The 25,665-nt window shown below is 71.0% G+C and carries 24 protein-coding genes; 14 read left to right on the forward strand and 10 right to left on the reverse strand.

Annotated features, from left to right (window positions below; translation table 11 throughout):
- Positions 1–193: 193 nt before the first annotated feature.
- The 3 genes from KY572_RS22280 to KY572_RS22290 form a co-directional block, all read right to left on the reverse strand.
- Positions 194–775, reverse strand: a complete 582-nt coding sequence (locus KY572_RS22280; RefSeq protein ID WP_224244931.1) for a class I SAM-dependent methyltransferase — start codon at positions 773–775, stop codon at positions 194–196.
- A gap of 465 nt (positions 776–1,240) precedes the next feature.
- A complete protein-coding gene (locus tag KY572_RS22285) occupies positions 1,241–1,978 on the reverse strand; it encodes a hypothetical protein (protein ID WP_224244932.1) in 738 nt (245 codons plus the stop codon).
- Positions 1,979–1,989: 11 nt separating this feature from the next.
- The gene (locus KY572_RS22290; protein ID WP_224244933.1) at positions 1,990–3,549 is read right to left on the reverse strand and encodes a hypothetical protein; all 1,560 of its coding nucleotides are present in this window, start codon (positions 3,547–3,549) and stop codon (positions 1,990–1,992) included.
- A 1,053-nt stretch (positions 3,550–4,602) separates the two neighbouring features.
- On the opposite strand from KY572_RS22290, the gene KY572_RS22295 reads away from it, so the two are divergent.
- The 6 genes from KY572_RS22295 (at position 4,603) to KY572_RS22320 (ending at position 9,915) form a co-directional block, all read left to right on the forward strand.
- Complete coding sequence (locus KY572_RS22295; protein WP_224244934.1) at positions 4,603–5,910, forward strand: WD40/YVTN/BNR-like repeat-containing protein; 1,308 nt, start codon at positions 4,603–4,605, stop codon at positions 5,908–5,910.
- A gap of 5 nt (positions 5,911–5,915) precedes the next feature.
- Positions 5,916–6,545, forward strand: coding sequence for a hypothetical protein (locus KY572_RS22300; protein ID WP_224244935.1), 630 nt, complete (start codon positions 5,916–5,918; stop codon positions 6,543–6,545).
- The gene (locus KY572_RS22305; RefSeq protein WP_224244936.1) at positions 6,542–7,792 is read left to right on the forward strand and encodes a YncE family protein; all 1,251 of its coding nucleotides are present in this window, start codon (positions 6,542–6,544) and stop codon (positions 7,790–7,792) included. Before KY572_RS22300 ends, KY572_RS22305 begins: the two co-directional genes overlap by 4 nt.
- The gene (locus tag KY572_RS22310; RefSeq protein WP_224244937.1) at positions 7,789–8,487 is read left to right on the forward strand and encodes a c-type cytochrome; all 699 of its coding nucleotides are present in this window, start codon (positions 7,789–7,791) and stop codon (positions 8,485–8,487) included. The genes KY572_RS22305 and KY572_RS22310 overlap by 4 nt, the downstream gene beginning before the upstream one ends.
- Positions 8,488–8,558: 71 nt before the next feature.
- Complete coding sequence (locus KY572_RS22315; RefSeq protein WP_224244938.1) at positions 8,559–9,371, forward strand: hypothetical protein; 813 nt, start codon at positions 8,559–8,561, stop codon at positions 9,369–9,371.
- A 124-nt stretch (positions 9,372–9,495) separates the two neighbouring features.
- On the forward strand, positions 9,496–9,915 hold the full coding sequence (locus tag KY572_RS22320) for a DUF2203 domain-containing protein (RefSeq protein ID WP_224244939.1): 420 nt from the start codon (positions 9,496–9,498) through the stop codon (positions 9,913–9,915).
- Positions 9,916–9,930: 15 nt separating this feature from the next.
- On the opposite strand, the gene KY572_RS22325 is transcribed toward KY572_RS22320, so the two are convergent.
- On the reverse strand, positions 9,931–10,536 hold the full coding sequence (locus tag KY572_RS22325) for a hypothetical protein (RefSeq protein ID WP_224244940.1): 606 nt from the start codon (positions 10,534–10,536) through the stop codon (positions 9,931–9,933).
- A gap of 219 nt (positions 10,537–10,755) precedes the next feature.
- Here KY572_RS22325 and KY572_RS22330 point away from each other — a divergent pair, with 219 nt between their 5' ends.
- Complete coding sequence (locus tag KY572_RS22330) at positions 10,756–11,550, forward strand: hypothetical protein (protein ID WP_224244941.1); 795 nt, start codon at positions 10,756–10,758, stop codon at positions 11,548–11,550.
- A gap of 8 nt (positions 11,551–11,558) precedes the next feature.
- On the opposite strand, the gene KY572_RS22335 is transcribed toward KY572_RS22330, so the two are convergent.
- On the reverse strand, positions 11,559–12,842 hold the full coding sequence (locus KY572_RS22335; protein WP_224244942.1) for a hypothetical protein: 1,284 nt from the start codon (positions 12,840–12,842) through the stop codon (positions 11,559–11,561).
- A 221-nt stretch (positions 12,843–13,063) separates the two neighbouring features.
- Between KY572_RS22335 and KY572_RS22340 the strand changes: the two genes are divergently transcribed.
- The 3 genes from KY572_RS22340 to KY572_RS22350 all read left to right on the forward strand — a co-directional run bounded on the left by KY572_RS22340 (position 13,064) and on the right by KY572_RS22350 (position 15,701).
- Positions 13,064–13,978: an NmrA/HSCARG family protein gene (locus KY572_RS22340; RefSeq protein WP_224244943.1), complete on the forward strand. Its 915-nt coding sequence runs from the start codon at positions 13,064–13,066 to the stop codon at positions 13,976–13,978.
- A 29-nt stretch (positions 13,979–14,007) separates the two neighbouring features.
- Positions 14,008–14,715, forward strand: a complete 708-nt coding sequence (locus tag KY572_RS22345) for a hypothetical protein (protein WP_224244944.1) — start codon at positions 14,008–14,010, stop codon at positions 14,713–14,715.
- Between the two features lie 65 nt (positions 14,716–14,780).
- Positions 14,781–15,701, forward strand: a complete 921-nt coding sequence (locus KY572_RS22350; protein WP_224244945.1) for a class I SAM-dependent methyltransferase — start codon at positions 14,781–14,783, stop codon at positions 15,699–15,701.
- 12 nt (positions 15,702–15,713) lie between these two features.
- Here KY572_RS22350 and KY572_RS22355 read toward each other — a convergent pair whose 3' ends face one another.
- Positions 15,714–16,007: a YgaP family membrane protein gene (locus KY572_RS22355; RefSeq protein ID WP_224244946.1), complete on the reverse strand. Its 294-nt coding sequence runs from the start codon at positions 16,005–16,007 to the stop codon at positions 15,714–15,716.
- Between the two features lie 216 nt (positions 16,008–16,223).
- Here KY572_RS22355 and KY572_RS22360 point away from each other — a divergent pair, with 216 nt between their 5' ends.
- Complete coding sequence (locus tag KY572_RS22360; protein WP_224244947.1) at positions 16,224–16,514, forward strand: PRC-barrel domain-containing protein; 291 nt, start codon at positions 16,224–16,226, stop codon at positions 16,512–16,514.
- A 46-nt stretch (positions 16,515–16,560) separates the two neighbouring features.
- On the opposite strand, the gene KY572_RS22365 is transcribed toward KY572_RS22360, so the two are convergent.
- Complete coding sequence (locus KY572_RS22365; RefSeq protein ID WP_224244948.1) at positions 16,561–17,523, reverse strand: ornithine cyclodeaminase family protein; 963 nt, start codon at positions 17,521–17,523, stop codon at positions 16,561–16,563.
- Positions 17,524–17,792: 269 nt separating this feature from the next.
- Between KY572_RS22365 and KY572_RS22370 the strand changes: the two genes are divergently transcribed.
- The gene (locus KY572_RS22370; RefSeq protein WP_224244949.1) at positions 17,793–19,847 is read left to right on the forward strand and encodes a sensor histidine kinase; all 2,055 of its coding nucleotides are present in this window, start codon (positions 17,793–17,795) and stop codon (positions 19,845–19,847) included.
- Positions 19,848–19,877: 30 nt separating this feature from the next.
- Here the strand turns inward: KY572_RS22370 and KY572_RS22375 are convergent, their stop codons facing one another.
- The gene (locus KY572_RS22375; RefSeq protein ID WP_224244950.1) at positions 19,878–21,662 is read right to left on the reverse strand and encodes a Sapep family Mn(2+)-dependent dipeptidase; all 1,785 of its coding nucleotides are present in this window, start codon (positions 21,660–21,662) and stop codon (positions 19,878–19,880) included.
- 120 nt (positions 21,663–21,782) lie between these two features.
- Here KY572_RS22375 and msrA point away from each other — a divergent pair, with 120 nt between their 5' ends.
- On the forward strand, positions 21,783–22,442 hold the full coding sequence (gene msrA, locus KY572_RS22380) for a peptide-methionine (S)-S-oxide reductase MsrA (RefSeq protein WP_224244951.1): 660 nt from the start codon (positions 21,783–21,785) through the stop codon (positions 22,440–22,442).
- A 13-nt stretch (positions 22,443–22,455) separates the two neighbouring features.
- Here msrA and KY572_RS22385 read toward each other — a convergent pair whose 3' ends face one another.
- Both KY572_RS22385 and KY572_RS22390 read right to left on the reverse strand, forming a co-directional pair.
- Entirely contained in the window at positions 22,456–24,063 is a 1,608-nt protein-coding gene (locus tag KY572_RS22385) for a hypothetical protein (protein ID WP_224244952.1), read from the reverse strand.
- Positions 24,064–24,164: 101 nt separating this feature from the next.
- Positions 24,165–24,539 carry a DUF962 domain-containing protein gene (locus KY572_RS22390; protein WP_224245028.1) on the reverse strand — a complete coding sequence of 125 codons (375 nt, stop codon included), beginning with the start codon at positions 24,537–24,539 and terminating at the stop codon, positions 24,165–24,167.
- A 16-nt stretch (positions 24,540–24,555) separates the two neighbouring features.
- On the opposite strand from KY572_RS22390, the gene KY572_RS22395 reads away from it, so the two are divergent.
- Positions 24,556–25,662, forward strand: a complete 1,107-nt coding sequence (locus tag KY572_RS22395) for a hypothetical protein (protein WP_224244953.1) — start codon at positions 24,556–24,558, stop codon at positions 25,660–25,662.
- The last annotated feature ends 3 nt before the right edge of the window (positions 25,663–25,665 follow it).

The following is a 25,665-nucleotide window of genomic DNA, read 5'->3' on the forward strand; positions in this document are numbered from 1 at the left end:
TCCTATACCGGCTCGAACGCTCTGGCGATGTGCTTCATCCCGCGCGTGCTCCGCGCCAGCGCCGGCCAGAGGTGGACCAAACGACTACACCCGGCGGATCGCGCCCCCCGCTGCCAGCGGCGGCGCTCCCAGTGGGATCATCCCCTCAGTTGTCTGTAATCCGACAGTCCTCCTGGAGCCGCAGGCCCGCGGCTCACCCGTTCCCCGCGCGCGTGAAGACGAGGAAGTACTGGTTGGGGAGGAAGCCGTGCTCCTGGGCGAACCGGTAGCCCGCGGCCTCCAGCTCCTGGCGCACCTGCTCCGGTGACAGCCGGTGCTGCTCCGGCGGGCCCATCGGCTGCCCCAGCCGGAAGTCGATGATGGCCAGGCGGCCTTTCGGCGTCAGCGAGCCCAGCACCCGCTGGAAGTACGCCGGGCGATCCGCGATGTGGTGGTACGTGTTGACCACGAGCACCAGGTCCACGGGCTCGGGAATCTTGGGATCCGCGGGCGCGCCGAGCACGGCGGTGAGGTGGCTCAGCCCTTCGCTCCGGGCCCGCTCGCCGAGGTAGCGCGCCATGTCCGGCTCGATGTCCACGCCGTAGACACGCCCCTTGGGCACCGCCCGCGCCAGCCGCACCGCGAAGTACCCCGTGGCCGAGCCGATGTCCGCCACCTTGGCGTCCGGGGGCAGCGCGAGCGCGGCGATCACCTCGTCCGGCTTCTGCCAGACATCCCGCTCGGGATCCTCGAACCGCTTCGCCCACTCGGCCGCGTTGTCGAAGCGGTGGGGCATGCCGCCGTGGTGGACCATTCCGTGCCCGGAGCCGTGCTGACCGTGTTGACCGTGCTGACCGTGCTGACCGTGCCGACCGGTGGCAGGAGGCGTGGCCTGGCTCCCCTCCGGCGAGGAGTGAGCACATGCACCCACGGCGAGAAGGGCCAGGATCGACGCGGCCAGGCGGAGCGAAGAGCGTTGCTGCACGAGAGCCTCCAGGAGAAAGGGCCGGGCATTTTCGCGGCGGGCCGGCGTTCGGGGAAGCGCCTCATGCACGAAGCGAGCGGCCTATCCCAACGCGCCCACACACCGTGCCGAGCGTGCCAGGTCGGCCCCTGGGGGCACAAGAGGCTCTCAGGTGCCAAGAACGGGTGCGACCATGATGAGGAGGGCCCCCTGTCTGGTTTCGGTGCTCAGCGCCAACCCACCCCGGAGGAGCCGTGAGCCCCTGGTGCGGCGAAGACGGTCATCCGCCTGGGTCCATCACAACACGCGGGCGGCGCGGGCCTCCTCCAGCGTGTACTCCTTTCCGACGGTGGTGGAGGGGCCTGTCTTCTGGATGAGCCACGCGCGGGAGCCCTGCGGCATGTAGAAGTCCTCCTCGAAGGGCGAAAGCCCCAGGTGGCGCAGGTAGTCCTTCAGCATCTCAAAGGTGAACCGGTCCCTCACCCGGCGTGCCTGGTAGTGCTCCACCTGCTCGAACGGGAAGGGCTCACCCGACTGTACGAAGACCCAACGGCCCCCGTCATTGGCAACCTCCACGACGCGCACAGTGTTGCTGATCTTGCCCGGCTGCTCCGGGCCGAACACATCCAGCATGACCGAGCCATAGCGGCCTTTGTCCCCGCGTAGCGTGTGGGGCACGGCGACCACCCGCAGGCACCGGATGCTCAACCTCCGGGCCATGGTGCTCATGGGACTGGTGGCATCCGTCCCAGTCCACTGGCTGGAAACGTAGGCTGTCCAGGCGCTGCGCGTCGGGATGAACAAGCGCCGCTGGGTCTCCCCACCGCTCAGGGGTAACAGGCTGGAGAGGGCTTGCTCCAGGGTGCCCGAGACGGGGCTCACCTCGATGGTGCTGTCACGGGACGTTGGCAGCCCTCTCTGCCACGTGGCGAAAGCTTGCGCCGCCTGCTCCGCCCCCAGCTCCAGAAAGCCCATCTCCGAAGTGACAGGCGCCCAGCGGTCCTCCAGCAGCAGTCCCTTCATCTCTTGCGTCACTCAGGCACGCCTCATTCCTCGGGGATGATGATCCGGATGATGATGGCTTCCGAGTCGTTGGCGGTGAGGCGCGACTGGTGGCCAGGGCCACGGCCCGAAGTGGGTGAGTCATACTCCACAGAGTAGCGGCGGTTGTTGTAGTCGAATTGCAGATCCGGCCGATTGATTCCCACGCGCTGGCCGTTCTTGAACGTCAGTTGCTGCTGGTTCACTCGAATGTTCTCGGCGCCTAGCTCGTCCTGCAGGTACTTGATGTCCCTCTGGAGTTGCGCATTTTGCCTGGGGCTGGGGCTGATGGGACGGCCTGTGTCGAGTCGATCTGGCACCTTCGGCTTGACAGTGATGTCCTGACGCAGACGCGGGCCTGCGGGCACCTGCGGCGTTGGGTTCTTGCCCGTGAGGGCTTGGACCAGTTCCGGAGAGGGCACCAGCGTGCCCGGCGCCGGTGGGGGCGGTGCTGGCGCAGGAGCGGACTCTGAAGCAGGTGCCACGGCTCTCGCCGGAGCGGGCGGAGCCTCCACCCTGCCAGGGCGCACCGGCCCCACCGGCTCCGGGACACCCCACCCGGGCACCGGCCGCGTGGCGGTCATCAACTTCCCAGCGGCCACTCCCACCGCCAGCGCCGTGAAGAACTCCTGGGCCGCGCCGAGCCGGGACACCTCCCGTGCGGTGAACATCTCCTGGCCACTGCCCATCTGCCAGCCGCGCTCCAGCGCGAAGTGCAGCGGGCTGACATCCCTGGCCAACCCATACAGCCCCAGCGAGAGCTGAAGGGTGGCTGGGTGCGTCCACACGTAGTGGTTGACGATGCGCCGTCGGTTCTCCCAGTGCGCATACCCCTCGGCGGCGGCGGCGCCTGTGCCCAGCCGCCGCTCCATGTCCTCAGTCTGCTCTGGGGTGAGGCGCCGTGGCGTCACCAGCGGCCACATGCGGAGGGGCTCGGGCACCGTCTGCGCGCTCAGGGCCTCGGCGTATTTGAGTTCCCACTCGGACAGCGGGTGGCTCCAGTGCTGGAGGTCCACCCCGGGGCCCGCCTTCCACCAGAGCGCGACGTCCCTGGGCAATCGCAAGAGCAGAATCTGCTGAATCACATCCCGCTCGCCGGAGGGCAGGTGTACCCCCTCCGAAGGAGCGGGTGAGAGCCCCGCCGTCCTCACCTCTGCCGCGGACGAGGAGCCCGAGCCCTGCGGCTGGAAGGCGCCTCGTGGACTGTGGGCGGACTGCTGCGCCCATGGGTGCTGAGGCGAGGCGAGGGCAGGCGTGCGCGACGGTGCGCCGAAGCCGAAGAGGAGACCCACTCCGAGGGAGAGCACCCCTTCTCCTTGCGTAGGCCTGGAGGGAGGGAACGCGTACACGCCAGCAAGGCCCACCTCCAGGCCGATGCTCCCCCGGATGGCGTGCACCCCGACTTCGCCGCCAGCGCGCAGCCGGGGTGGCCACATGGGGCGGGGGGTGATGGCCACTCCACCGAGAGCCTTGAAGTACAGCGGCCCCTCGCCCGTGAGGCGCGCCATCGCGTCGGTGGACAGCTCCCACGCCCCGGCGGAAGTGGCCGGGGGCAGCAAGCTCAAGCGCGCCCCCACCCCCTGGCCTGCTTCCGACAGGCCCCACAGGCTCATGCTGTACGAGGTGCGTGGCGCCCACGCTCTGCCCAGCGCGGTGCCCCGGGAAACCCCCGCCCCCACCACGGCCCGTATCTGGCTCCTCTCGTCAGAGGCCTGTGCCCCGGGCGCGGCCAAGACCGCCAACAGCAAGAAGCTGACAGCCGCATGGAACCGAGAGGACTGGCTCGCTCCCTGGCTCCTCATCGGGCAACCCCTTCGAGGGTCGCTCCTCCGGCGCTGGCGCCGAGCAACCCGGGGAAGAGTGCCTCGGCCTTCCACAGAGGACGCCACAGGTTCATGTGCCACCCCTTTTGCGAGGAGGGGATCAGGTTAGAGGGCTGCCACAGGCAAGGGGAGGAGCCGCCGGGTGGCGCCCGTGCTTCACCTCCGGCGCCCCCTGTAGGGGGCGGCCTCGCGCCCGACGCTGACGCATGGACGCTCGCCACATCCCTCTCCCCTCCAGGTAGCGCCGCGCCGCTGCTACGGTCCTGCCTGCTGGGTCGCTCGCCACGCGCCCAAGTCGTTGCGCTCCAGAGCCCCGAGCCGGGAGCCAGCGCCGGTGGCTGTCGCCCGGGCGCGCTTCACCGCGTCGATCAGGCGCTGCCCGGCGCGCGCGACTGGGGCCGAGTTGGAGCTGTCGACTCTTCTTGAGCGCCCGCTCCTCGGGGGATTTGCCCAGCGGCTCCACCTCCTGCCGACGCACGGTGTCCACCGCCTCAAAGCAGCTGCCACGCTCTCTTCCCAGCGCTATGCTTGGGCTTCCCCCCTCCAACTGTCTCCCGCTGTGGACTCCTCCGTCCTCCCTGCGAGACCGACGATCCCTGCAGAAGAGCCACTTTCGCGGCGGGCCGGCGTTCTGGGAAGCGCCTCATGCACAAAGCGAGCAACCAGGCAGTGGGCCTTCCATTCCCTGCGGCAAAAAGCCACATCGCTTCACCTGCGAGGTGGAGCGACCCTCGCGCCGCGAGCACGTCCGGGCGCTATCGTACGCGGCACGTTCACCGCCTGGAGCCCACATCGATGAAGACGCCCCCCTCTTCCTGCTGGAGGCTGCTGCTGGTGCTGCTCACGCTGCGCGCCCTCCCAGCGCTGGCCCACGCGGGCCTGCCCGAGACGAGCAGCCTCAGCGCGCGCCGCGGCAGCCAGAGCGACTTCATCGCGGGCGCCTCGTTCGGCGCGGTCATCTCGAGGGACCAGGGGCAGAGCTGGCGGTGGCTGTGCCCCGAGGGCATGGGCATCGGCGCCTGGCGCCCGGAGAAGTACTTCTGGCTGACGGGCGGAGAGATCCTCGCCGCCACGGGCAGCGCGCTCATCCGCTCGAGCGACGGGGGCTGCACGTGGACCTCGCACCCGTTCTTCAAGGACACGTGGGTCACCAACCTCGCCGTGCACCCGACGAACGAGCGCCTCATGTACGCCACCACGGGCCGGCCCTCCGTGGGCAACGGCATCTTCCGCTCGGACGACGGGGGACAGACGTGGACGCCCCTCACGGTGCTGCGCCCGGAGGTCCGCTACTCCGCCATCCGCATCTCGGCCTCCAACCCGCTGCGGCTCTACGTCTCCGCCCAGGATCCGGACGGGATGTTCCTCTTCCGCAGCGACGACGGGGGCCAGACGTGGGCCCGGCTGCCGCAGCCGCTGCCCCAGTTCCAGCGCCCGTATGATCTCATCCTCCTGCTGGTGAGCGATGCCTCGCCAGACGTCCTCTGGGCCCGCGTCTCGGCGCAGGGCTTCAGCTACCTGCTCGTGAGCACGGACGGTGGCGCCACGCTGACCCAGGCGATGGAGACGGCGGATGTCATCATCGGCGCGGAGGCCTCCGCGGACGGCCGCACCGTCTGGGTCGCCACCCCCGTCCACCTCTACCGAGGGCGGGATGGCGCGTTCGAGGAGCTGCCCCTGCCGAACGGCAACGCGTGCGCGCTGCGCGTGGGTGACACCCTCTATGGATGCGGCTCGAGCTGGGTGCACGACTGGGCCCTGGCGAGCAGCCGCGACGAGGGGACGACCTGGCAGCCCATCTTCGGCCTCACCGGCATCCAGGGCTCCCACGTCTGCCCGGCGGGGACGCCCGTCCAGCAGTTCTGCCCTCCGCGCTGGCCGCAGCTCGCGTCCATCCTCGGTGCGCCCGTGTACAACGAGACCGATGGCGGCGTGGAGCCACCGCCCGACGCGGGCGTCCAGGAAGAGCCCAACGAGCCGGAGCCTCCGCCCACCAAGAAGGGCGGCTGCAGCGCCACCACGGGCCTGATCCCCGCGGCCCTCCTGTTCCTCACCCTCACCCTCGGCCGTCGCTCCCGGCGAGCCCCCAACCAGAGAGCCTGAACATCATGACGACACGACGCATCCTCGGGACTGTCTGCGCCTCCGCGCTGCTGCTGCTCACCTCCGCCTGCGACGGCAACGAGGAGGAGCCGACGAAGTGCGGCGAGCCCCTCTATGGAGGCTCCGCCACGGACGAGGCGTGGATGACGATGGTGGACGCGCAGAAGAAGCCGATGGACGCCTCGCGCGCCGTGACGCTGATGACGCCCTCGGAGGGAGAGACCCTCACCGCCAACGCGGCCCCGCCCCTCATCTCGTGGACGTCGCCGCTGCGCGCCTCGCTGGAGCGTCACCAGCCGGGTCGCCTCGCCCGGGCGTTCCCCCGACGCTCTCCCGGCCCGCTGGCCTGGCTGGGGGAGCTGCTCGTCCCCACGGCCGAGGCGCACCTGCCGCCCTACACCGGTGACATCTATCTGGTGCAGGTGACGGTGCCGGGCCGCGAGTGTCCCCTCGAGGTGCTCACCTCGGAGCTGTCGTGGCAGATGGACGCCGCGTCGTGGAGCACCATCGCCGGAGCGAACGGCCAGGAGCTCTCCATCCAGGTGACGAGCGCCTACCTCCAGGAGAACCGCCTCAAGGAGGGGCCCTTCCGGATGGCGACGCCGCGCACGTTCCGCCGGGCGGCCACGCCATGATGCGCTCCGGACTGCTGCTGGCGGCGCTCGCGCCCCTGGCCCTGGTCGCATGCGGGGAGAAGGACACCACCGGCCCGCTGAAGGTGCCCGAGCTGGAGTACGGCACCGAGCAGCCGTGGCCCGCTCCCCCGGCGCTGCCGCCCGTCGGCCCCGCCGGGCGGGTCATCATCACCAACAACATGGATGACACCCTGAGCCTGCTGGACCTGGACACCCTGGGCTCGGCGGACTGGAAGGAGCTCGCGCGCGTGCCGGTGGGGCTCAACCCCGTGGAGCTGGAGGGGCCCCACCACGCGGTGGTCTCTCCGAACGGGGACTTCTATTACGTGGGCATCTCCAACTACGTGCCCGGCGCGGGCTCGGGGCCCCACGGCACGCACGGCGCGGGCACGGCGGACGGCTACTGCCTCAAGATGGATGCCTCCACCCACACGCTCCTCGGCTCGGTGCGCGTGGACGCGAACCCGGGCGATGTCATCCTCAGCCAGGACGGACGCACGCTGTTCCAGACGCACTTCGATCTGCTGAAGATCGCCGAGGTCGCCAAGCGCAACGGGCCCGAGCGCGAGATGGACTCGCGCATGGCCATCCTCGACGCGCAGACGATGACGCGAAAGGCGATGGTGTCCGTGTGCCCCGCGCCTCACGCGGTGCGCCTGTCCCCGGACGAGCGCCGCGCGTACATCGCCTGCTGGTCCGATGAGGTGGCCATCGTGGACCTGACGCAGCCGACCTACCCGGTGTCGCGCGTGAAGGTGGCCCCCAACGCCGGGACGGCCGTCTCCCCCCGACACGAGCCCTACGCGCTCACCGTGTCCCCCACGGGCGCGGTGTGGGTCAGCTCGCTGTCGAGCCGCTCCGTGCAGTACCTGGACCCGGTGACGCTCACCATGAATCCCGACCGCACGGTGCGCCTGGACGGCTCGCCGATGTTCGGCGCCTTCACCGCCGACGGCCGCACCCTCTACATGCCGTACCAGGGCGTCGAGTCCATCGCCGTCATCGACCCCGAGCTGGCCAGCCCCTCCTATATACCGCCCGAGATTCCCCTGGCGCCCAGCGGCTGCCTCAACATCCACCAGGTGATGCTGACGCCGGACGAGCGGCACGGGCTCGTCGTCTGCGAGGGCGACCACGTGGGCCCCGGCACGTTCCACGTCGTGGACCTGGCCGAGCGCAAGGTGGTGAAGACGGTCCAGGTGGGCATCTTCCCGGACTCGGTGGCCCTGCTCCGGAGGCAGCCATGAGGTGGGGACTGCTGGCGGCCGGCCTGCTCGCGGTGGGCTGTGGCGGGCCCACCACCGCGGCGGACTTCGGTGAGGAGCTGTTCCAGGACGCGCGGCTGTCCGAGAGCGAGTTCAACAGCTTCTCGTGCGCGACGTGCCACGGCACCAGCGCCACGCCGGAGCCCGGACACGTCCGCGCGGGCTACTCGCTCTACAACTCGGCCTTCCGCCCGAGCTGGTGGGGCGGCTACGAGACGAACCTGCTGAGCGCGGTGAACTTCTGCTACGTGAACTTCATGCGGGGCGTGTCGCCGCTGACGCCGGAGGACCCGAAGTCTCGTGCCCTGTACGAGTACCTCGTGAGCATCAGCCCGGACACGGAGGCCCCCGCCCTTCCCTTCACCGTGGTGAAGAACATCGAGGACGTGCCGCGAGGGAACGCCAGCCGCGGCGCCGAGGTGTACCGCACCGCCTGCCAGACGTGCCACGGCGAGACGCACACCGGAAAGGGGCGCCTCACCGAGCTCGCCTCCATCCTGCCGGAGGTGGTGGAGGACTACGACGCGCTCTTCCCGGGAGTGCCGCACCAGCTCGTCGTCATCGAGAAGGTGCGCCACGGCCAGTTCTTCGGCGTCGGCGGCAGCATGCCGCCCTACAGCCGGGAGGCCCTCTCGGATGAGGACCTGGGCGCGCTGCTGGCGTTCCTGGGGCTCTGAGCGTCTGGCCGTGGACTCCCTGCCCTCCAGGGGGCTGGGAAGCGTCCGCGAGTGGACTTAGTTTCACGTCCATGAGCCTGCAGCCGCCCGAGCAGCTCGCGCTCTTCGACGTGCCGGGGGCCTCACGCCCTGGGCCCGAGCGTGCTCGCTCGCCCAGGCCCCAGGCACCCGCGCCCTCCTCGGGCGAGCAGCTGACCCTCCCCGCCCGCATCGACACCCTGCCCCGGGCCGCCGAGCTGGCCCACCGGCTGTCCGCGCTGCTGAAGCTCCCGGTCCACCTCACCCTCACCGACAACCGGGCCACGCTGGTCAGCTTCCGCCGCCACCCCGACGCGCTGCGCCTGCGCGTCCATCACCTCTTCCTCGACGCGCCGGACGCCGTGGTGAGGGCCATCGCCACCTTTATAGGGCAGGGAGATGCGCGGGCCCGGGCCACGCTGGAGGAGTACACCCGAACGCAGCAGACGCGGGTGCGGCGCACGCGGCGGCCCGGCGCTCCCCTCAAGGCGCGCGGCCAGTGCTTCGAGCTGCGCTCCATCTTCGAGCGCCTCAACGCCACGCACTTCCAGGGCCAGCTCCAGGCGGACATCGGCTGGGCGCGGCGCCCGGGCCGCAAGCAGCGGAAGACGATCCGCCTGGCCATCTACGACGAGCGGCTGCGGGAGATCCGCGTCCACCCCGCGCTGGATCAGCCCCACGTGCCGGCCTTCGTCGTGGACGCCGTCGTCTTCCACGCGATGCTGCACCAGCTCTTCCCGGAGGAGCCCGGGAGCTGTCCCTCCTCGCACTCGGCGCGCTTCCTCGAGCGCGAGCGGGCCTTCCCGCTGCTCGATGCGGCCCTGCGGTGGCAGCACGAGCACCTGCGCTCCCTGCTGCGCGGGTAGAGCCTCCCCGGCCTTCGCCACGGATCAGCCCGGCCTTCCCGGTGGGTGAGGAAACCCGGGACAAGGATGGACTCCACGCCACAATCCGACGCATCCTGTTGGCGTCGGGGGAGGAGCACGCTGCATGCTTCGGGCAATGCGTTACTTCGGCGTGGACGAGGCGAATCGGCTCATTCCCCTGCTGAACGGCGTCTTCGAGCGCGTCCGCCCCTGGGTGGAGAACGTGCAGCGGCTCGCCGGAGAGCTGGATGCGCTCCGGAGCCGGGGCACGCGGGACGCGCACACCGAGCAGCTCCGGGAGGAGCACGACGGGCTGGTCGAGAAGATCCGCGCGGAGCTGCAGCAGCTCGAGGAGATGGGCATCGAGGTGAAGGCCGCCAACGGGCTGGTGGACTTCCACGCGCAGCTCAGCGGGCGCACGGTGTACCTGTGCTGGCGCTACGGGGAGAAGTCGGTGTCCCACTGGCACGAGCTGGACGCGGGCTTCGCGGGGCGCCGGGCCATCGATGATCCGGACGCCTTCACCCCCACCTACCTGAGCTGAGGCCGGGGCACCCGCTCAGGCGGACGCGAGCCCATTGCGCAGCAGGCCCAGCTTGTTGCGCGCCGAGAGCAGCTGCTGGCGCAGCGAGTCCGCCTGCCGCCCCACGTCCGTGAAGTCCTGCTCCTCGGCGAGCTTCGTGACGGCCTGGGCCTCCTGGGCCACCTCCACCATCCGATCGTTGAGGGCGTCCAGGGTGCCGATGAGCTCCGTGTTCTGCTCGGGCGTCTGGGCCTTGGCGCGCTGGGCGGCGAACTCCTGCATCCGCTGGTTGAGCTCCGCGGCGCTCTGCCCCAGCGCGCCGTAGCGCTCCAGGAGCGCCTTGAACGTCTCCGCGCGATGCTGCAGCTCCTGGGCGCGGGCGTTGACGGCCTCGGCCTGCTGCTGCTGCCTGTCCCGGGCCGCCGTCACGGCCGCCACGAGCGCGCTCACGCTGGCGTTGAGGACCTGGTCCTGCTCGGCCACGTCGCGCAGCAGCTTCGAGGCGCGCTCCAGGCTCTTCTCGGAGTTCAGCGGGGCCTTGCGGAGCTGGTCGGCGAGCGACTCGAAGCGGGTGAGCTGGGACTCGAGGGACTCGGCGGCGGCAACCAGCTCGGAGGAGGGCGACTTGTCGCGCTTGCTCATAGGGCGGCCACCATGGCACGGCCCGTGCCCGTTGCCACTTCCGGAGCGAGCTGGGCGCACCGGGAGCGTTGCTGATGGACATCACCCGGAGCCGCCCTGCCAGCCACTCGACCCCAAGCAGCCCTGGCCTGCCTGCCTGCTCGGGTTGTACTTCCGGACAAGGGGACTGCCTACCTTTCCTCCGGGGGCCTGCATGCCCCCCGCGACAAGGAGAGAGGCATGCCCAGGAGCTATAGCTTCGACCACTTCACGGCAGTGAAACCGGACCCGAGCAAGGTCGGCACCACGCAGGACAGCCATCATCCTGTGAAGAGCGAGACACCTCTGCCCGAGCAGGAAGGCCTGCACTACGGCCAGCACCACGCGGAGACCATCATGAGAGCCCAGGCTCGACGGATGGACCGCGAGGCGGAGCAGCTCCTGGACGAGGCCTCCGAGGAGCTGGTCGAGCCTCCGGTGGAGCTGGCGATGGAGCCCGAGTCCACGCCCCAGGTGGAAATGACGATGGAGGCCGAGCCCCCTGCTCAGGTCGAGCTCCCCATGACGGCCGAAGCGCCCGCCCCGGAGCGTGCGGCCCCGGAGGCCACGCTGGCACCTGCCGAAGAGGCCACGCAGGAGCCCGAGCTGCCCGAGCCGCAAGCCGTGACGCCGGAGGTGGAGCCGCCCCCACGACAGCGCATGGCGACGAAGCGTGGGGCCTCCAAGCGCACGCCGGCGAAGCGTGCGGCCTCCAAGCGCGAGCACCACACCACCGTGGCGCGGCGAAGCCCGGCGAAGCGGAAGACGGCGAGCCCCCAGAAGGCCACGACCCGAGCCAAGGCCCAGGCCAGGGTCCAGCCCAAGGCGAAACCGTCGAAGCCGGCACCCAAGCCGACCCGAGGAGCGAAGCGCATCGCCAGCACCACGGCGGTGGCGCGAACGGCGCGTGGAGTCAGCAAGCCCACCGCGAAGGCGAAGCCCACCGCGAAGAAGACGACGCGCGGCACGGCTCGGCGCCCGACGAAGAAGCGCTGAGCCGAGCCTCAGGCGGACTGGGCCGGAGCGATCCGGAGCGTCCCCTCCAGGGGCGCTCCGAGGTCCAGCATGAGCCGCGCGAGCGCCTCGGCGGCGGACTCGGCGGTGTTGCCCAGGCGGACCAGCATGTCGCCCACCTCGTCCGGCGTGCGCGCGAGCGCCAGCGTCTGCAGCCCCACTTCGCCCTGCCAGAGTTCCATCGCCTCGGTCCGGGCCTCCCGCTCGAAGCGGGCCGGGTCCAGGCCGTTGCGCTCACACACGCGCAGGCGCGCCAGGTCCCGCCACAGCATGACCTCCTGGTCCGCCAGCAGCAGCTCGGCGTGCCACCGCCCCTCCAGGCCCTCCGCCTCGCCTCGCAGTCCCCGCGCCAGGGCCGCCACGGTCCGCGGCGACAGGTGGCTGAAGACCACCGACAGGTCTCCGCGCGTCTGCTGCCCCGCGGAGTCGATCACCACGTGCCAGAGCACCATGCGCCCGGTGAAGCGGGCCGAGGCGCGCACCTCCACGCTGCCGTCGTCGTACTCGGCCGACCACTGCACGTTCAGCACGCTCTCGGCATCCAGCCGCCGGAACTGTCGCAGGTACGCCAGCTCCGCTCCCGGCGCGCGCTGCTGCGTGAACACCGCCACCCGCCCCGAGCGCAGCACCCCGCCATCCGGATCCGCCAGCGGCACCGCGCCCGTGCTGATGAAGTGCTGGTAGGCCCCCAGCGTCCCCTCGCGGGACAGGTCCAGGTCCGCGGTCCGCCCCAGCGAGCGCTCCAGCACCGGCATCACGCGCTCCTGCGCCCCCTCACCCAGCGGCTCCAGCCCCGCGAAGGGGTCCTCCACCTGCCCGCGCATGGACGTGGTGGTGACGCGCATGAGCTGCGAATCCAACCGGCTCACCTCGTGGAGCCGCCCCTGAGCCCCCTGCCCCTCGCCCGAGGCCTCCCAGCGCAGGGTGCTGCCCTCCGGAACCGTCATCGGCTCGGCGAGACTCAGCGGCGGCAGCTCTCCGGCCCGCAGCTGCGCGGCCACCGTGACGTTCGTCTCCAGGTAGCAGGAGGGCGGCACATCCTTCACCCAGGGCGTGCCTCGCCCGGCCGCCGCGTCGAGCAGCAGGACGTAGGTGTCCTGGAGGTCCTCGCTGACCAGCGTCTCGGCCGGCGCGGAGATGGGGCCGGTGCCCTCCGTCAGCTCGTCGACGGACTGCTCCTGTGGACGGCCCGAACCTGCCTGCCGTGGCGCGCCCGCTCCGTCGCCGTCGGCCGCTGCCACCCTCCTGGAGGACACCTCATCGGAAGTCGCCATGCTGGAATCCGCCCAGGGTCTGTCCCTCACCACACACGCTCTCCCGGATGCTATCCGCACATCCAAGCACCGCAGAGTTTCTTCTCCAGGGCAAGCCGGGTCGGCCAGGACTCCCACCTCTCCACCCTCGGCCGGTCAGCATCCAGGCATGACGCAGGTGCTCGCGGTCCCTCCGGTGCGCGCGCAGCTTACAGGGAACAGATGTGCCGGAGGCACTGCACATGGATTTCCCTCTCTCCGTGCTGGTGACGGGCGCCACGGGCCGCCAGGGTGGTGCGCTGGTCCGCCAGCTGCTCCACCGGGGCTACCGCGTCATGGCCCTCACCCGGAACCCGGACTCCGCGACGGCGCACGCCCTGGAAGGCCTGGGAGTGAAGCTGGCGCTCGGTGACTTCGATGATCCCGTCTCCCTGGAAGCAGCCATGCGCCGCGTGGACACCGTCTTCGCCATGGCCACGCCCTTCGAGGCGGGGCTCGAGGCCGAGGTGCGCCAGGGCATGAACCTGGTGGACGCCGCCCGGCGAGCGGGCGTGAGGCACTTCATCTACTCCTCGGTGGCGGGGGCCGACCAGCACACCGGCGTGCCCCACTTCGACAGCAAGCACCAGGTGGAGCTCTACCTGCGCCGCTCCAACCTGCCCTACACCATCGTGGGCCCGACGTTCTTCATGGAGAACTTCACCGGCTCCCTCATCCGCGAGGGCCTCGAGGCCGGCGTGCTCAGCCTGCCCCTGTCGCCCACCCGGGGCCTGCAGATGGTGGCCCTGGAGGACCTGGCCTGCTTCGTCGCCCACATCATCGGCAACGCTGAGGACTTCTATGGTGAGCGCATCGACATCGCCTCGGACGAGGTGACGCCGCAGCAGGCGACGGATCTGCTCTCGTACGTGAGCGGCCACCGCATCCACTACGAGCAGCTGCCGCTGGACCTGCTTCGCGAGCGCAGCGAGGACATGGCGCTGATGTTCGAGTGGCTCGAGCGCGTGGGCTACCACGCCGACGTGCTCACCCTGCGCCACGAGATCCTGGAGGTGCCCTGGCACACCTTCGAGGAGTGGGCCCGTAGCCAGGACTGGAGCTTCATCGGCGGCGCCGCCCGCGCCGACAGCGGGCTGGGAACGAGCTCGGGCCCGTGAGACAATGAGCCGCTTCCAGGGAGGCTCTCATGCGGACGCATTGGCTCGGAGTCGTCGCACTGCTGCTCACCGCTGGCTGCACCCATGATGGACAGCTGCGCCCCCAGACGGGCGCCATCCCGCTGACGGAAGAGGGCACGGCCGCCGTCATCGGTGAGCATGGGGTGACGCTGGTAGCGTATGGCTCGAACTGGAAGGGCCGGCCGCGAAACCTCGAGCGCCACTTCACCCCCCTGGAGGTCCGGCTGGAGAACCGCAGCGGGCGGACACTGAGCGTGCAGTACGCGAGCTTCGAGCTCGAGGGCCGCAAGAGCTATGTCGCGCGCGCTCCGAAGGAGCTGGGTCAGCTCCTGGCCGCGCGGGACACCAGCTTCCGGCCGCCTGGGGACGTGTACGGCACCCGGCTGGTTCCTCGCGCCTATCAGGCACGCACCTCGAGCCGTCAGCCGGCCCCGTATGACATGACGTACACCTCCCACAACGGCGTCTCTCCCTACACCCCGCCGCCCTGCCTCACGTGTGCCTCGAGCGGCGAGCTCGGCGCCCTGCCGTCCCCGGACATGCTGCGCCAGGCCTTCGCGGAGGGCCCGCTGGAGGATGGGCAGAGCCGCCAGGGCTTCGTCTACTTCGAGGAGGCGCTGCGGATGGATGACGTCGTCACCCTGAAGGTGAAGCTGGTGGATGCCTCCACGGGCGAGCCGTTCGGCGCCCTGAGCATCCCCTTCGAGGTCCACTGAGCCAGCCCGAGCGCCGCGCCGCGAGCGCCCGGGAGCGGACTTCGCTAGTCTGCGCCGCCTCAGCGATGCCTACCGAGTCCAAAGCCCTGTCCCGCACCACCTTCCTTGCCTCCTGCCCCATCTGCGGCGCCCGGGAGGCCAGCGAGGTGGTCACCTTCCCCGAGCTGCGCTTCGGCCGCTGCGCCGGGTGCGGCCTCATCTACAAGCAGGAGCAGCAGCCCGGGCTGGGCGACGGCTACGAGGAGAAGTACTTCCGCTTCACCCCCGCCGGCTACCTGGCGCGGTGGGATCACCGCGTGCGCAAGTGCCAGCGGCAGATCCTCGCGTGCCTGGAGTTCGCCCCGCATGCCCGCAGCCTGCTGGACGTGGGGTGCTCGGCCGGGTACGTGCTCGCGGCGGCGAAGTCGCTGGGCCTGTCCGAGATGGGGATGGACTTCTCGGACTTCGCCGTGCAGCTCTGCCGCGAGCGCGGCTTCCGGGCCGAGCGCGGCTCGCTGGACAAGATGCCCTTCGCGGACGAGTCATTCGACATCGTCACGGCCAAGCACACGCTGGAGCACATCCCGAGCCCCATCGACGGCCTGCGGGAGATCCACCGCGTGCTGCGGCCCGGGGGCGTGGCCTTCCTCATCGTCCCGGACGCGGCCTACTACAAGCACACCCTCATGCCGCGGCGCGGGAGCTCGTTCCGGCCGGACCGGCGCGGGTGGCAGCACCACGTCTACTTCTACGAGAAGAACCTGGCGGACGCGTCCGCGCGGGCGGGCCTCACGCCCGTCAAGGCGGGCAAGAGCATCTTCCGCAGCAGGCTGGCGCGGGGGCCACGCGCCGCGCTCGAGTACGCGCGCTATGCGTTCCTGGTGGGCTGGACCCACGGCTCGCGGGTGACGCACACGCGGCGGGAGATCCAGCTCATCTCCGTCAAGCCGGGCACGCCCCAGGCCCTGCCCGCGTCCCAGGCCCACGCCGAGAGCGCCGCGCGCTGAACCCTCCGTGGCTCAGTGCAGCATCATGCGGGCGCGCGGGGAGAGCCGCTCGTAGCGCGTCTTGAACAGGCGCAGCTCCTCGGGCATCCCCAGGCCGCGGCGGATGTCCGCGCCCTTGATGGAGCGTCCGAAGAGCGGGCCGAGCAGGCACAGGTCCAGCGCCCCCGCCACCAGCGGCCCCAACCCCACCAGGGCCACCACCGCGCCACGCGGTGAACTCGACGAGAGCCCTCCCAGCACCATCCCGGCGCCCGCCAGGATGCGGAGCCATCGCCCTGTCCGTGACGCCATGAAGCCAACGAGCATGCGGCACCTCCAGGCAGAAGATGGGCACGGCCCCGCGCCACACCAGCACTCGCGACGCGCCGCGAGCCCCTACACGCCCCCTCGCCCTCCAGGCGCCCATCACTCCGAGCCCGGCGCGGAGCGAGCACCGTGTCGGATCGCCGGTGCACCCGAACTGTCCAGAGAACAACTTCCCACCAGGGCCGCGTCACCACGGCGGCCCGGGGAGCGGAGCGCATGTTCGACAGATCGGAGATCCAGAAGGGGATGACGGTGCGCAGCATCGATGGGCACAAGCTCGGGCGCGTCGTCGACATCCAGGACGAGGAGTTCATCGTGGAGAAGGGCTTCTTCCGCCGCAGGGACTTCGCCGTCCGTCTGTCCGACGTGCGCGAGGTGGCCCACGGCGAGGTGTTCCTCCAGCACGGGCAGGACAGCCTCTTCGCCGCCCCGCGCGAGGTGCCACACCGGCCCCATCCTCGTGTCAGCAAGCCCGTGGCGCACCTGCCCTCGCGTCAGCAGGGCTGAGCGCGCGGGGACCGCAGGGCGCGCCCTCGGCCCACGCGGGCGCGCCTCAGGCGCTGAAGTCCACCCGGCGCACGTCCTCGTCTCCCACCGCCGCCTGGTAGACGTGCCACGCGGCCGCCAGGTCCTGGAAGGGCAGCCCCACCGTGCAGAAGAGGGTGAGCTGCTCGGGCGACGTCCTCCCAGGGCGCAGCCCGGCGATGATCTCTCCCAGCTCCGCGTGGATGGACTCCTCCTTGAGCCCGGCGCTCCCCACGACACCACCTGACAGGGCCAGCCCCCGGTGATCACACACGAAGGTGGCGCGCTCGAGCAGCGCTGGCGACAGCTCCACGCGATCCTGCTCGTCCTCTCCCAGCGCGGTGATGTGCATGCCGGGGCGCACCAGCTCCGCGGGGAGCGAGGCCTTGCCGCCCGTACTCGTCGTCACGACGATGTCGGCCTCCTCCACCGCCTCCGCCACCGAGCCCACCGGCCGCACGGGCAGGGACAGCTCCTGGTACATGCGCGTGGCCAGCGCGGCGGCCCGCGTGAAGTCCGCGTCATAGACGAAGGCCTGGGACAGCGAGCGCACCAGCCGCAGGGACTTGAGCTGGAGCACGGAGCGGCTGCCCGCGCCCAGCAGCGCCACGCGGCTCGCGTCCGGCCGGGCCAGCACGTCCGTGCCCAGCGCCCCCACCACACCCGTGCGCACGGCCGTCAGCTGCGCCGAGTCCATCATCGCCAGCAGCTGTCCCGTGGCCAGATCATGCAGCTGCAGCATGCCCTGCAGCGGGGGCGTGATGGCCGGGAAGCGAGCGCTCACCTTGACCGAGTAGGCGGGCACTCCCGGCAGGCTGCCCGGGAAGAGCACCATGGTCGTGCCTTCGGTGTGCAAGGGTACACGCGTGCGCTGGGGCGCCACCGTCCGCGCGAGCGCGTCCGCGCGGAACGCCTCGCGCATGTCCGTCAGCAAGGTGAGGGCCTGCAGGTTGCGGGACACATCCGAGCGGGTGAGGAGAAGGGTGCTCATCTTCGACGAAACCTAACCGAGCGCGACGGAAGTCCGAAGGTTCACCGTCACATGCCTCTCCAAGACTCTCGGTCGTTCGCACACGACGTAACACCTGGCGGATGGTTCAGGCGGGCGAGCATGGGAGGCATCCCACCGAGGCCCTCGGAGGTCTCGGCCGCTCCGCCCCCGGCCCGCCCGCCCCGGAAATCCCGGTACGGGCGCGGTTGTCTCATCATGTCCAGAGTGAGGCTGGGCCTGAGCCAGAGGTCGTCGTCCCGGAGGTCACGATGCTGGAGCAGCAACCACGTCCCCAGGCTTGGGAGTCAGCGCGAGATCCCGAGGAGCCGCATCGGCTGGGGGCCTTCCTCCGCGCTCACCGAGAGGACATCCTCGCCGACTGGCGGCTGTCCGCCCATGCGCTCCACTCGCGCCGGTCCGGCGAGCTCCCGGTGCTGGACCACATCCCCGCGCTGCTGGACGGCGTCACCGAGGCGCTGGTGCACGAGGCGCACGGCATTCCACTCCAACTGCCGAGCGTCATCTCGGACGTGCATGCCCTGGCTCGGCTGAACCAGGGCTTCGGCATCCACGAGCTCACCTATGAGTACAGCGTGCTGCGCACCTGCATCCTCCGCCGGCTGGAGGCCTCGGCGGTCCACCCCGCGCCTGGCACCCTGCTGCTGCTGGACGAGCTGCTGGATCAGGCAGTCACGCGCTCGGTGCTGAGCTACTCGCGCCTGCGCGAGCGCACGCTCAACGCGCTCGACCGGATGATGCAGGCGGCCCTGGAGAGCCCGGACCTGGACACCCTGCTCCATCGGCTGCTCACCCTGCTGATGGAGTCCGCCATGCAGGTGAACTCGGCCACCATCCTGCTGCGCGAGGACGGCATGCTGCGGGTGCGCGCGGCGATGGGGCTGGACGCGGAGCAGACGGTGGGCCAGCGCGTGCGCATCGGAGAGTGCTTCGCGGGCCGTGTCGCCGCCGAGCGCAAGCCGCTCGCGGTGCGCTCGGCCTCGACGGATCCGCTGCTGAAGGAGGAGGCGCTGGGCCAGCTGGGGCTTCACGCGCTGTATGGCGTGCCGCTGCTGGACGGAGAGCACCTGGTGGGCGTGGCGTACATGGGCTCTCGCACCGCCTATGCCTTCTCCGAGGCGGACACCCTGCTGTTCCGCATCATGGTGAGCCGGGCCACGGCCCTCATCGTCCAGGCGCAGCTGCGCGCGCGAGAGCAGGCCGCCCGCGAGGAGATGCAGCGCTCGCTGGCGATGATCGACACGCTGCTGGCCACCTCGCCGGTGGGCATCGCCTTCCTGGATCGCGAGCTGCGCTACCTGCGCATCAACGACACGCTGGCCAGCATCAACCAGCTGCCCGTGGCGGCCCACCTGGGCCGCCCCATCCAGGAGGTGCTGCCCCCCCGTGTCGCCCAGCAGCTGGTGCCCATCCTCCGCTGCGTGCTCGAGACGGGCGAGCCGTCGGGGAGCTTCGAGTTCCCCACGCCGCCCGAGTTCTCCCGGTTCCAGGGGCACACGTGGCTGGCCAGCTACTACCCGGTGCGCTTCCAGGGCGGGGAGCTGATGGGGGTGGGCTGCATCGTGCTGGACATCACCTCGCACAAGCAGGCGGAGCAGGCCCTCGAGCAGGCCCTCACCTTCCGAGAGCAGCTGCTGGCGGTGCTCGGGCACGATCTGCGCAACCCGCTGGGCGCCATCGGCGCCTCGGCCTTCCTGCTCTCTCGGGCGGAGGGCCTGAGCGAGCGCGAGCGCCAGGCCGTGGAGCGCATCCGCCGCAGCGGCGCGCGGATGGCCCGGCTGATCGACGACATCCTGGACTTCGCGCGCAGCCGTCTGGGCGGAGGCATCCCGGTGACGCGCCAGCGCATGAACATGGAGGAGGTGTGCAGGACGACGCTCGAGGAGTTGCAGGTGACGTTCCCCGAGCGCCAGCTCCTCTTCGACGTGCACGGCCACACCTGGGGAGAGTGGGATCCGGATCGCGTGGCGCAGGTGCTGAGCAACCTGGTGTTCAACGCCCTCCAGCACGGGCGGGAGGACACGCCCATCCGCACCACGCTGCGCGACGCGGGCGACCACGTGCTGCTGGAGGTCTACAACCAGGGAGAGCCCATCCCGGAGGAGCTGCTGCCGCGACTGTTCGATCCGTTCAAGCGCCGCCCGGAGGATCAGCGCCCGCACGAGGGCCGGAGCGGCGCGCGGAGCCTGGGGCTGGGGCTGCACATCGTCCGGCAGATCGCCCTGGCGCACGACGGAGACGTGGTGGTGCGCTCCGACCCGCAGGGCACGTCCTTCACGGTCCGCTGGCCACGCGGCGCGAAGTGAGCGTCCCGCCCAGTCCGGCCCGCGGGGGGCTCACCGGCCCAGGGGGGAGAGCGCCAGGGTGTGGATGGCCTCGGCGAGCATCTGGGTGATGAGGCCCAGGTGCTCCAGGGAGATGGACTCGTCGGGCGCGTGGCCGGTGTAGGCCCCCATCTCCTTCAGGTCCGGTCCGAAGTCCACGGCGTTCGGGAAGAGGCGGGCATAGGTGCCGCCGCGGATGGAGACGGGAGCGATGGTGCCGCGGATGTTGCGGTGGCGCTGGTAGATGTCCATCAGGGTGGTGACGAGCGCACCGGAGGCATCCGCCACGTGCGGGTCTCCGACGAAGCGTCCCGGGCCCTCGATGACGCGCCCGTCCGTCTCCTGGGTGATGAGCGCCACGGCGTGGTCCAGCGCCTGATGGAAGTCCTCATTGCCCTCCTCGGAGCGAGGCCGGCGCAGGTTGATGCCCAGCGACACCTTGCCGTCCTTCACGCGCAGCAGGGTGGCGGCGGAGACCATGGGCCCCATCAGCTTGTCCTTGCCGACGAAGCCCAGGCGCTCGCCATGGTGGTCCTTGTCGAAGCGGCGCGACACCGTGCGCAGCACGGCCGTCAGCCCGTTCTCCGCCAGCGAGAGCTTGTCGGCGATGGCGGCCAGGTCCCAGAGCGCGTTGCGTCCCTCCTCGGGGATGGAGGAGTGCACGGCCTTGCCCTGGGTGGAGACGACGATGAGCGAGGTGCCCTTGGTGGCGCCGGGCACGGTCTTCACCTCGGCCTTGAGCTCGGGCCGCTCCTTGCGCACGGCCTCCATGGCGGCCTTCACGGCGGCCAGCCCCTGCTCCACCGACTTGCCAGCGAAGGGCGACAGCGTCAGCGAGGCGGCGCCGGGGACCTGGGTGAGGAACTCTCCGGCGCTGGCATCCACGGGCAGCAGGGTGGCGGAGTCGTTCGCCTCCGGAGTGTCCAGCGCCGCCTCCAGCGTCAGGGAGACGAAGCCGGACTGCGCCACCACCACCGGGTAGGACGAGTCCACGGAGATGGTGTGCGTGGGCAGCTGCTCGTTGCGCGCGTACTCCTGCATGCCCGCCCAGGAGCTCTCCTCGTCGTTGCCGATGATGACGAGCACCTTGCCCTTCGGCGGCTCGATGCCGAGCTCCTGCGCCAGCGCCAGGGACACCAGCGCCGTGGCCAGCGGCCCCTTGTCATCCATCACGCCGCGGCCATAGAGCCGGCCGTTCACGACCTTGGGCTCGAAGGGCTTGTACTTCCACTCGTGGGCGGGCGCGGGGACGACGTCTCCGTGGAAGACGAGGCCCAGCCGGGGCGCGCCCTGGCCCCAGGACAGCTCGAACACGTCGTTGCGGCCGGCCACGCGGAAGCCGAAGCCCCGGGCCTTCGCCCACTGCTGAAGGAAGGCGCCCATGGCGGCGACGGCCGGGTTCTTCGCGGCGGGCTGATCGCTGTTCACCGTCTTGAAGCGCACGAGCTGCTGCGTCAGCTCCACCACGTCCCCGAGCCCGCAGGCGCCGACGTACAGCGCATAGCGGCCGGCGGGGGCAATGCCGGGCAGCGCCTCCTCGGAGAACTGGGCGGCGCGCTTGCCGGCCGGGAGCTTGCAGTTGACGGGCTTGGGCTCCGCCTCCTTCCCCTTGCCCCTCCTCTCGGTCTTCTCCACCTTCGCGGACTGGACGCCATACTTCTTGTTCTTCTCGGACTGGATGCGGGCCTGGCGCGCCTGCTCCTGGAGCTGGGCCGGCGTGGGCTTCGACGGAGCCTGGGCGAGCGCGAGGGCGGGAACGAGGAGGCAGAGGGTCAGAGAGTGCGGACGCGGGCGCATGACGTTGCGAACCCTACCCTACCGGGAGGAGCACGGCATCGGTCGCCCGGGGAACAGCCGGGGCGCGGTCCGCTTCACGGAGAGGTGAAAACCGGCGGGCAGGTGGCTAAACAGCAGGGCATGTTCACCCTCTCTCCGAAGAAGTTGAGGCTCCCCACACCGGACGAGGCGCTCAAGGGCCGCTCCGAGCCGATCCCCGTCCCCGACAAGCACTTCGTGCTGGGCACTCCGCTGAAGGGGCCCTTCCCCGCCGGCCTGCAGCAGGCGGTGTTCGGGCTGGGCTGCTTCTGGGGCGCGGAGAAGAAGTTCTGGCAGACGCCCGGCGTGTACAGCACCCAGGTGGGCTACGCGGCGGGCCTGACGCCCCACCCCACCTACCGCGAGGTGTGCTCGGGCATGACGGGGCACAACGAGGTGGTGCGCGTCATCTTCGATCCGGCCAAGGTGAGCTACGACACCCTGCTGCGCGTCTTCTGGGAGAACCACGACCCGACGCAGGGCATGCGCCAGGGCAACGACGTGGGCACGCAGTACCGCTCGGGCATCTACTACTTCGACGAGGCCCAGAAGCGCGTGGCCGAGCAGAGCCGCGACTCCTACCAGAAGGCGCTCGGCGCGGCGGGCTACGGCCCCATCACCACGGAGGTGCTGCCCGCCCCCGAGTTCTACTTCGCCGAGGACTACCACCAGCAGTACCTGGCCAAGAATCCGGACGGGTACTGCGGGCTGGGCGGCACGGGCGTCAGCTGCCCGGTGGGCGTGGGCGTGGCCAGCCGCTAGGCCGCCCGAGCCCTCAGCGGCACTGCGGCTGTTCCGAGGCGCCGGCGCTGCTGGCGAGGACCTGGAGGAACTCGCTCGCCTGGGGCTCCTGCCCGCGCTCCCAGAGCGTGGCCTCCGCCCAGCACTGCACCCAGGCGGGGCCCCAGTCCTGGGGCAGCGCGCTGCACTGCGCCCGGCGAGCGGCGCCTCGGGCGACGCTGTCGGCCTGCACCGCCGCGAACACGGAGGGCGCCACGTTCCCGACGAAGGCGCTCGCGTAGGCCTCCGGGGGCGGAACGTTCAGCGGATCCGGCGCGAGCCCGCCCGGGGCGAAGCCCACGTGCTCCTGGTCCTCGAAGGCCAGGGCGCCCGTCTGTTCCGGCGTGGGGGCCGAGCCCGAGCTGCTCGACTGGAGCGAGTACTTGTAGTTCGACGTCCAGCGGTGGGTGAGCACGCTGTAGATGAAGTCGTCCCACACCTCCTCGGTCAGCGTCTCCGGAGTGCTGTCGAGGATCCGGCGCGCCTCCCGGAGATCACTCCTGCGGCTCTTGAGCTCGTCGTCGAGCGCCGCGACCTCGTCGCAGGGCGACTTCTGCTCGGTGCAGCCCACGCAGGAGGCCGCGTGCGTCTTCTTGGCCTGCGCGCACGCCTTCTCCTTGTCGTCCTTCTGCGACGCGACGCGCTCCACCTCGTTCTCGGCGTACCGGTAGCGCTCCCGGACGGCCTTGTACTCGGGGTTGCGGACCTGGCGCGTGCCGCTGACGTAGCGCACGCTGCGCACGTCCTCGTGGACGCGCTCCACGACGCGCTCGATGAGCGCGTTCAAGCGAATCTCCAGCGGCTCCGGCTGACCGGCGGCCACGCTGCCCCCCGCGCACCGGGCCGCGGGCGCCAGGTTGGAGGCCATGCGCTCACACAGGCCGGAGAGCGAGTCGGAGATCTGCCGCGGAATCCGGCCCTCGAGGCGGATGCCCACGGGGATGGCGCTCTGGGCGAGGAAGCCCTGGCGGGACTGCGCGGCGCGCGAGGCCGTGGGCTCGGCGGGCGCCAGGCACTGCGCGGCGGACCACAGCACGGAGGCCGCGCCCTCGGAGCTCGGCCCCTGCGCGGTGGCGGCCAGCTGCGCGAAGCGCGAGGAGAGCTGGTTGGCGCGCTCGGTGAGCAGCGACTGGTAGCCCGGGACGGGGAGCTGCGCGGAGCGGGCCTGGAGGCAGCCGAGCTCGGCCGACGCCGTGGCCAGCGGGCCATCCGCCTTGTACTTGCTGGCGCAGCGCTCGGCATGGACCTGGCCGGCCTTCTCCAGCATCGAGTTCACCTCGGGGTGGTCGGGGATGAGATCGCGCGCCGCCAGGAGCGGCGGGAGGCACTGGTCCAGGTCGCCCGCATCGCACGCGGGGCGCGCGGTCGCGATGGCCTGGTCCGTCGCCTTCTGCGCGAAAACGGGGGCGCGGCTACAGGCCTTCTCGTCGTCGGGCGAGGCGGCACAGGCGTCGCGGTAGGCGCGGGCCGCCGTCATGAAGTCACCGGCGATGGCCGCATCCTCGGCGCGGGACATGGCCTGGCGGTAGGCGGAGTTGCAGCCGCTCAACACGAGGAGGGTGAGGAGCGAGGAGAGACGCGAGAACGGAGGCAGTGAGCGCATTCGAGAGGGAGCGGGCAAGAGTCGAGGGCAGCAGACGAGCGAGCAAGCCGCAAATTCACTGCCCCGGGGACGCGCCGCATCCTACAGCCTCCGGGCGCGGATCAGCGAGAGGGGGCTGCCTGCGCCGCGCTCCCGGGGGCGGCGGGGCGGCCCGCCTGCGCGCGCTCCAGGTGTGGCCCCAGCTGGCCCGAGGCCATGAGCCCCAGCATCCGGAAGTCGGAGATCAGGGACCAGAGTGGGTACTTGAAGGTAGCGGGCCGGTTCTTCTCGATGCCGAAGTGGCCGATCCACGCCAGGCCGTAGGCGACGACGGGGAAGCCGATCGCCAGCGCGCCTCGGCCCAGCACGATGGCGCTGACGCCGATGCCCAGGCCCACGGTGGTGCCCACGAAGTGCAGCCAGCGCGTGGCGGGCCGGGAGTGCTCGCGGAGATAGAACGGCCAGAACTCGGCATAGGTACGGATGCGCTCGGACATGGAATAGTTATCGCCCATGGCCGACTGGACCCCCAAGCCCAACCTCTCGGTGGACCTCAAGCGCCTGACACTCAGCGCGGAGGAAGGGTTCGTCCTCTCGCGGCTGGATGGGCACACCTCCATCAGCCATCTGCCCGCACTCACAGGGATTTCTCCCGACCGGCTCCGGCCCATCCTCGACCGGCTCGTGGCGCAGGGCGCCCTACACCCCGCCCCGGGTGCCCCGAGCGCTCCGGCCCGGACCGCCCCCCCCGCTGCCCCTCGGGCTCCCGTGCCGACCGCCCCCGAGGTGCCGACGCTCGAGGCACTGCCCGATGAGCTCGACGGGGCTCCGCCTCCCGATGGAGGAGCGGACCCGGAGCCTTCCGAGGCCTCCAGCACCGAGGAGCCCGAGCCCACCGAGGACGAACCCACCGAGGCGCTGGGCAACTACCGCCAGCTCTTCGAGACGCGGCTGCACCCGCTCACCGAGGACGAGCGCGCCGCCCGGGCCCACGCGGCGGAGGATCCGGAGCTGTCCGCCTTCTGCTTCGATCCGGTGCCCGCCGTCATCAAGGCGGTGATGGAGAACCCGCGCACGGGCCTGGCGCACGCGCGGCTCATCGTCCGCCACCACCGCAACCCGACGGGGCTCGAGGCTGTGTGCGCCCGCGCGGCCTTCGCGGCGGATGGTGGGGTGCGCCGCTGGCTGGTGCGCAACCCGCAGCTCCCCTCGGGCCTGTTCCGGCGCCTGTGGAGCGGCCGGCGGCTGATGGAGCTGCACAAGGTGACGATCGATCGGGACATCCCCGAGGGCACGCGGCGCGCGGCCCGAGAGCTGCTGCGCCAGCGCTTCAGCACCGGCCCCGCCGAGGAGAAGGCGGAGCTCATCCTCAACACGGAGGGCCGCTCGCTGGTGGCGCTCACGGGGCTGCCGGTGGATGGGAAGACGGCGGCGCTGCTGTGCGGGCGCACCTACCGCTCTCCACTGCTCATCCAGAACATCGCGCGGTGGAGCGCGGCGCCGCCGGCCCTCGTGGCCCACCTGCTCAAGCAGGAGGCGGTGCGACGGCAGCCGCAGCTCCGGATGCTGCTGCAACGTCACCCCAATGCCCCCGCGGACGCGCGCCGCGGGGAGCACTGAGGC

It is taken from the genome of Hyalangium gracile, assembly GCF_020103725.1.
GTDB lineage: Bacteria > Myxococcota > Myxococcia > Myxococcales > Myxococcaceae > Hyalangium > Hyalangium gracile.

Coding starts and splice junctions, on each gene's coding strand:
- KY572_RS22280 (WP_224244931.1), bottom strand. CDS start 775: ATGCCCCACCGCTTCGACAACGCGGCCGAGTGGGCGAAGCGGTTCGAG.
- KY572_RS22295 (WP_224244934.1), top strand. CDS start 4,603: ATGAAGACGCCCCCCTCTTCCTGCTGGAGGCTGCTGCTGGTGCTGCTC.
- KY572_RS22300 (WP_224244935.1), top strand. CDS start 5,916: ATGACGACACGACGCATCCTCGGGACTGTCTGCGCCTCCGCGCTGCTG.
- KY572_RS22305 (WP_224244936.1), top strand. CDS start 6,542: ATGATGCGCTCCGGACTGCTGCTGGCGGCGCTCGCGCCCCTGGCCCTG.
- KY572_RS22310 (WP_224244937.1), top strand. CDS start 7,789: ATGAGGTGGGGACTGCTGGCGGCCGGCCTGCTCGCGGTGGGCTGTGGC.
- KY572_RS22315 (WP_224244938.1), top strand. CDS start 8,559: ATGAGCCTGCAGCCGCCCGAGCAGCTCGCGCTCTTCGACGTGCCGGGG.
- KY572_RS22320 (WP_224244939.1), top strand. CDS start 9,496: ATGCTTCGGGCAATGCGTTACTTCGGCGTGGACGAGGCGAATCGGCTC.
- KY572_RS22325 (WP_224244940.1), bottom strand. CDS start 10,536: ATGAGCAAGCGCGACAAGTCGCCCTCCTCCGAGCTGGTTGCCGCCGCC.
- KY572_RS22330 (WP_224244941.1), top strand. CDS start 10,756: ATGCCCAGGAGCTATAGCTTCGACCACTTCACGGCAGTGAAACCGGAC.
- KY572_RS22335 (WP_224244942.1), bottom strand. CDS start 12,842: ATGGCGACTTCCGATGAGGTGTCCTCCAGGAGGGTGGCAGCGGCCGAC.
- KY572_RS22340 (WP_224244943.1), top strand. CDS start 13,064: ATGGATTTCCCTCTCTCCGTGCTGGTGACGGGCGCCACGGGCCGCCAG.
- KY572_RS22345 (WP_224244944.1), top strand. CDS start 14,008: ATGCGGACGCATTGGCTCGGAGTCGTCGCACTGCTGCTCACCGCTGGC.
- KY572_RS22350 (WP_224244945.1), top strand. CDS start 14,781: ATGCCTACCGAGTCCAAAGCCCTGTCCCGCACCACCTTCCTTGCCTCC.
- KY572_RS22355 (WP_224244946.1), bottom strand. CDS start 16,007: ATGCTCGTTGGCTTCATGGCGTCACGGACAGGGCGATGGCTCCGCATC.
- KY572_RS22360 (WP_224244947.1), top strand. CDS start 16,224: ATGTTCGACAGATCGGAGATCCAGAAGGGGATGACGGTGCGCAGCATC.
- KY572_RS22365 (WP_224244948.1), bottom strand. CDS start 17,523: ATGAGCACCCTTCTCCTCACCCGCTCGGATGTGTCCCGCAACCTGCAG.
- KY572_RS22370 (WP_224244949.1), top strand. CDS start 17,793: ATGCTGGAGCAGCAACCACGTCCCCAGGCTTGGGAGTCAGCGCGAGAT.
- KY572_RS22375 (WP_224244950.1), bottom strand. CDS start 21,662: ATGCGCCCGCGTCCGCACTCTCTGACCCTCTGCCTCCTCGTTCCCGCC.
- msrA (WP_224244951.1), top strand. CDS start 21,783: ATGTTCACCCTCTCTCCGAAGAAGTTGAGGCTCCCCACACCGGACGAG.
- KY572_RS22385 (WP_224244952.1), bottom strand. CDS start 24,063: ATGCGCTCACTGCCTCCGTTCTCGCGTCTCTCCTCGCTCCTCACCCTC.
- KY572_RS22390 (WP_224245028.1), bottom strand. CDS start 24,539: ATGTCCGAGCGCATCCGTACCTATGCCGAGTTCTGGCCGTTCTATCTC.
- KY572_RS22395 (WP_224244953.1), top strand. CDS start 24,556: ATGGCCGACTGGACCCCCAAGCCCAACCTCTCGGTGGACCTCAAGCGC.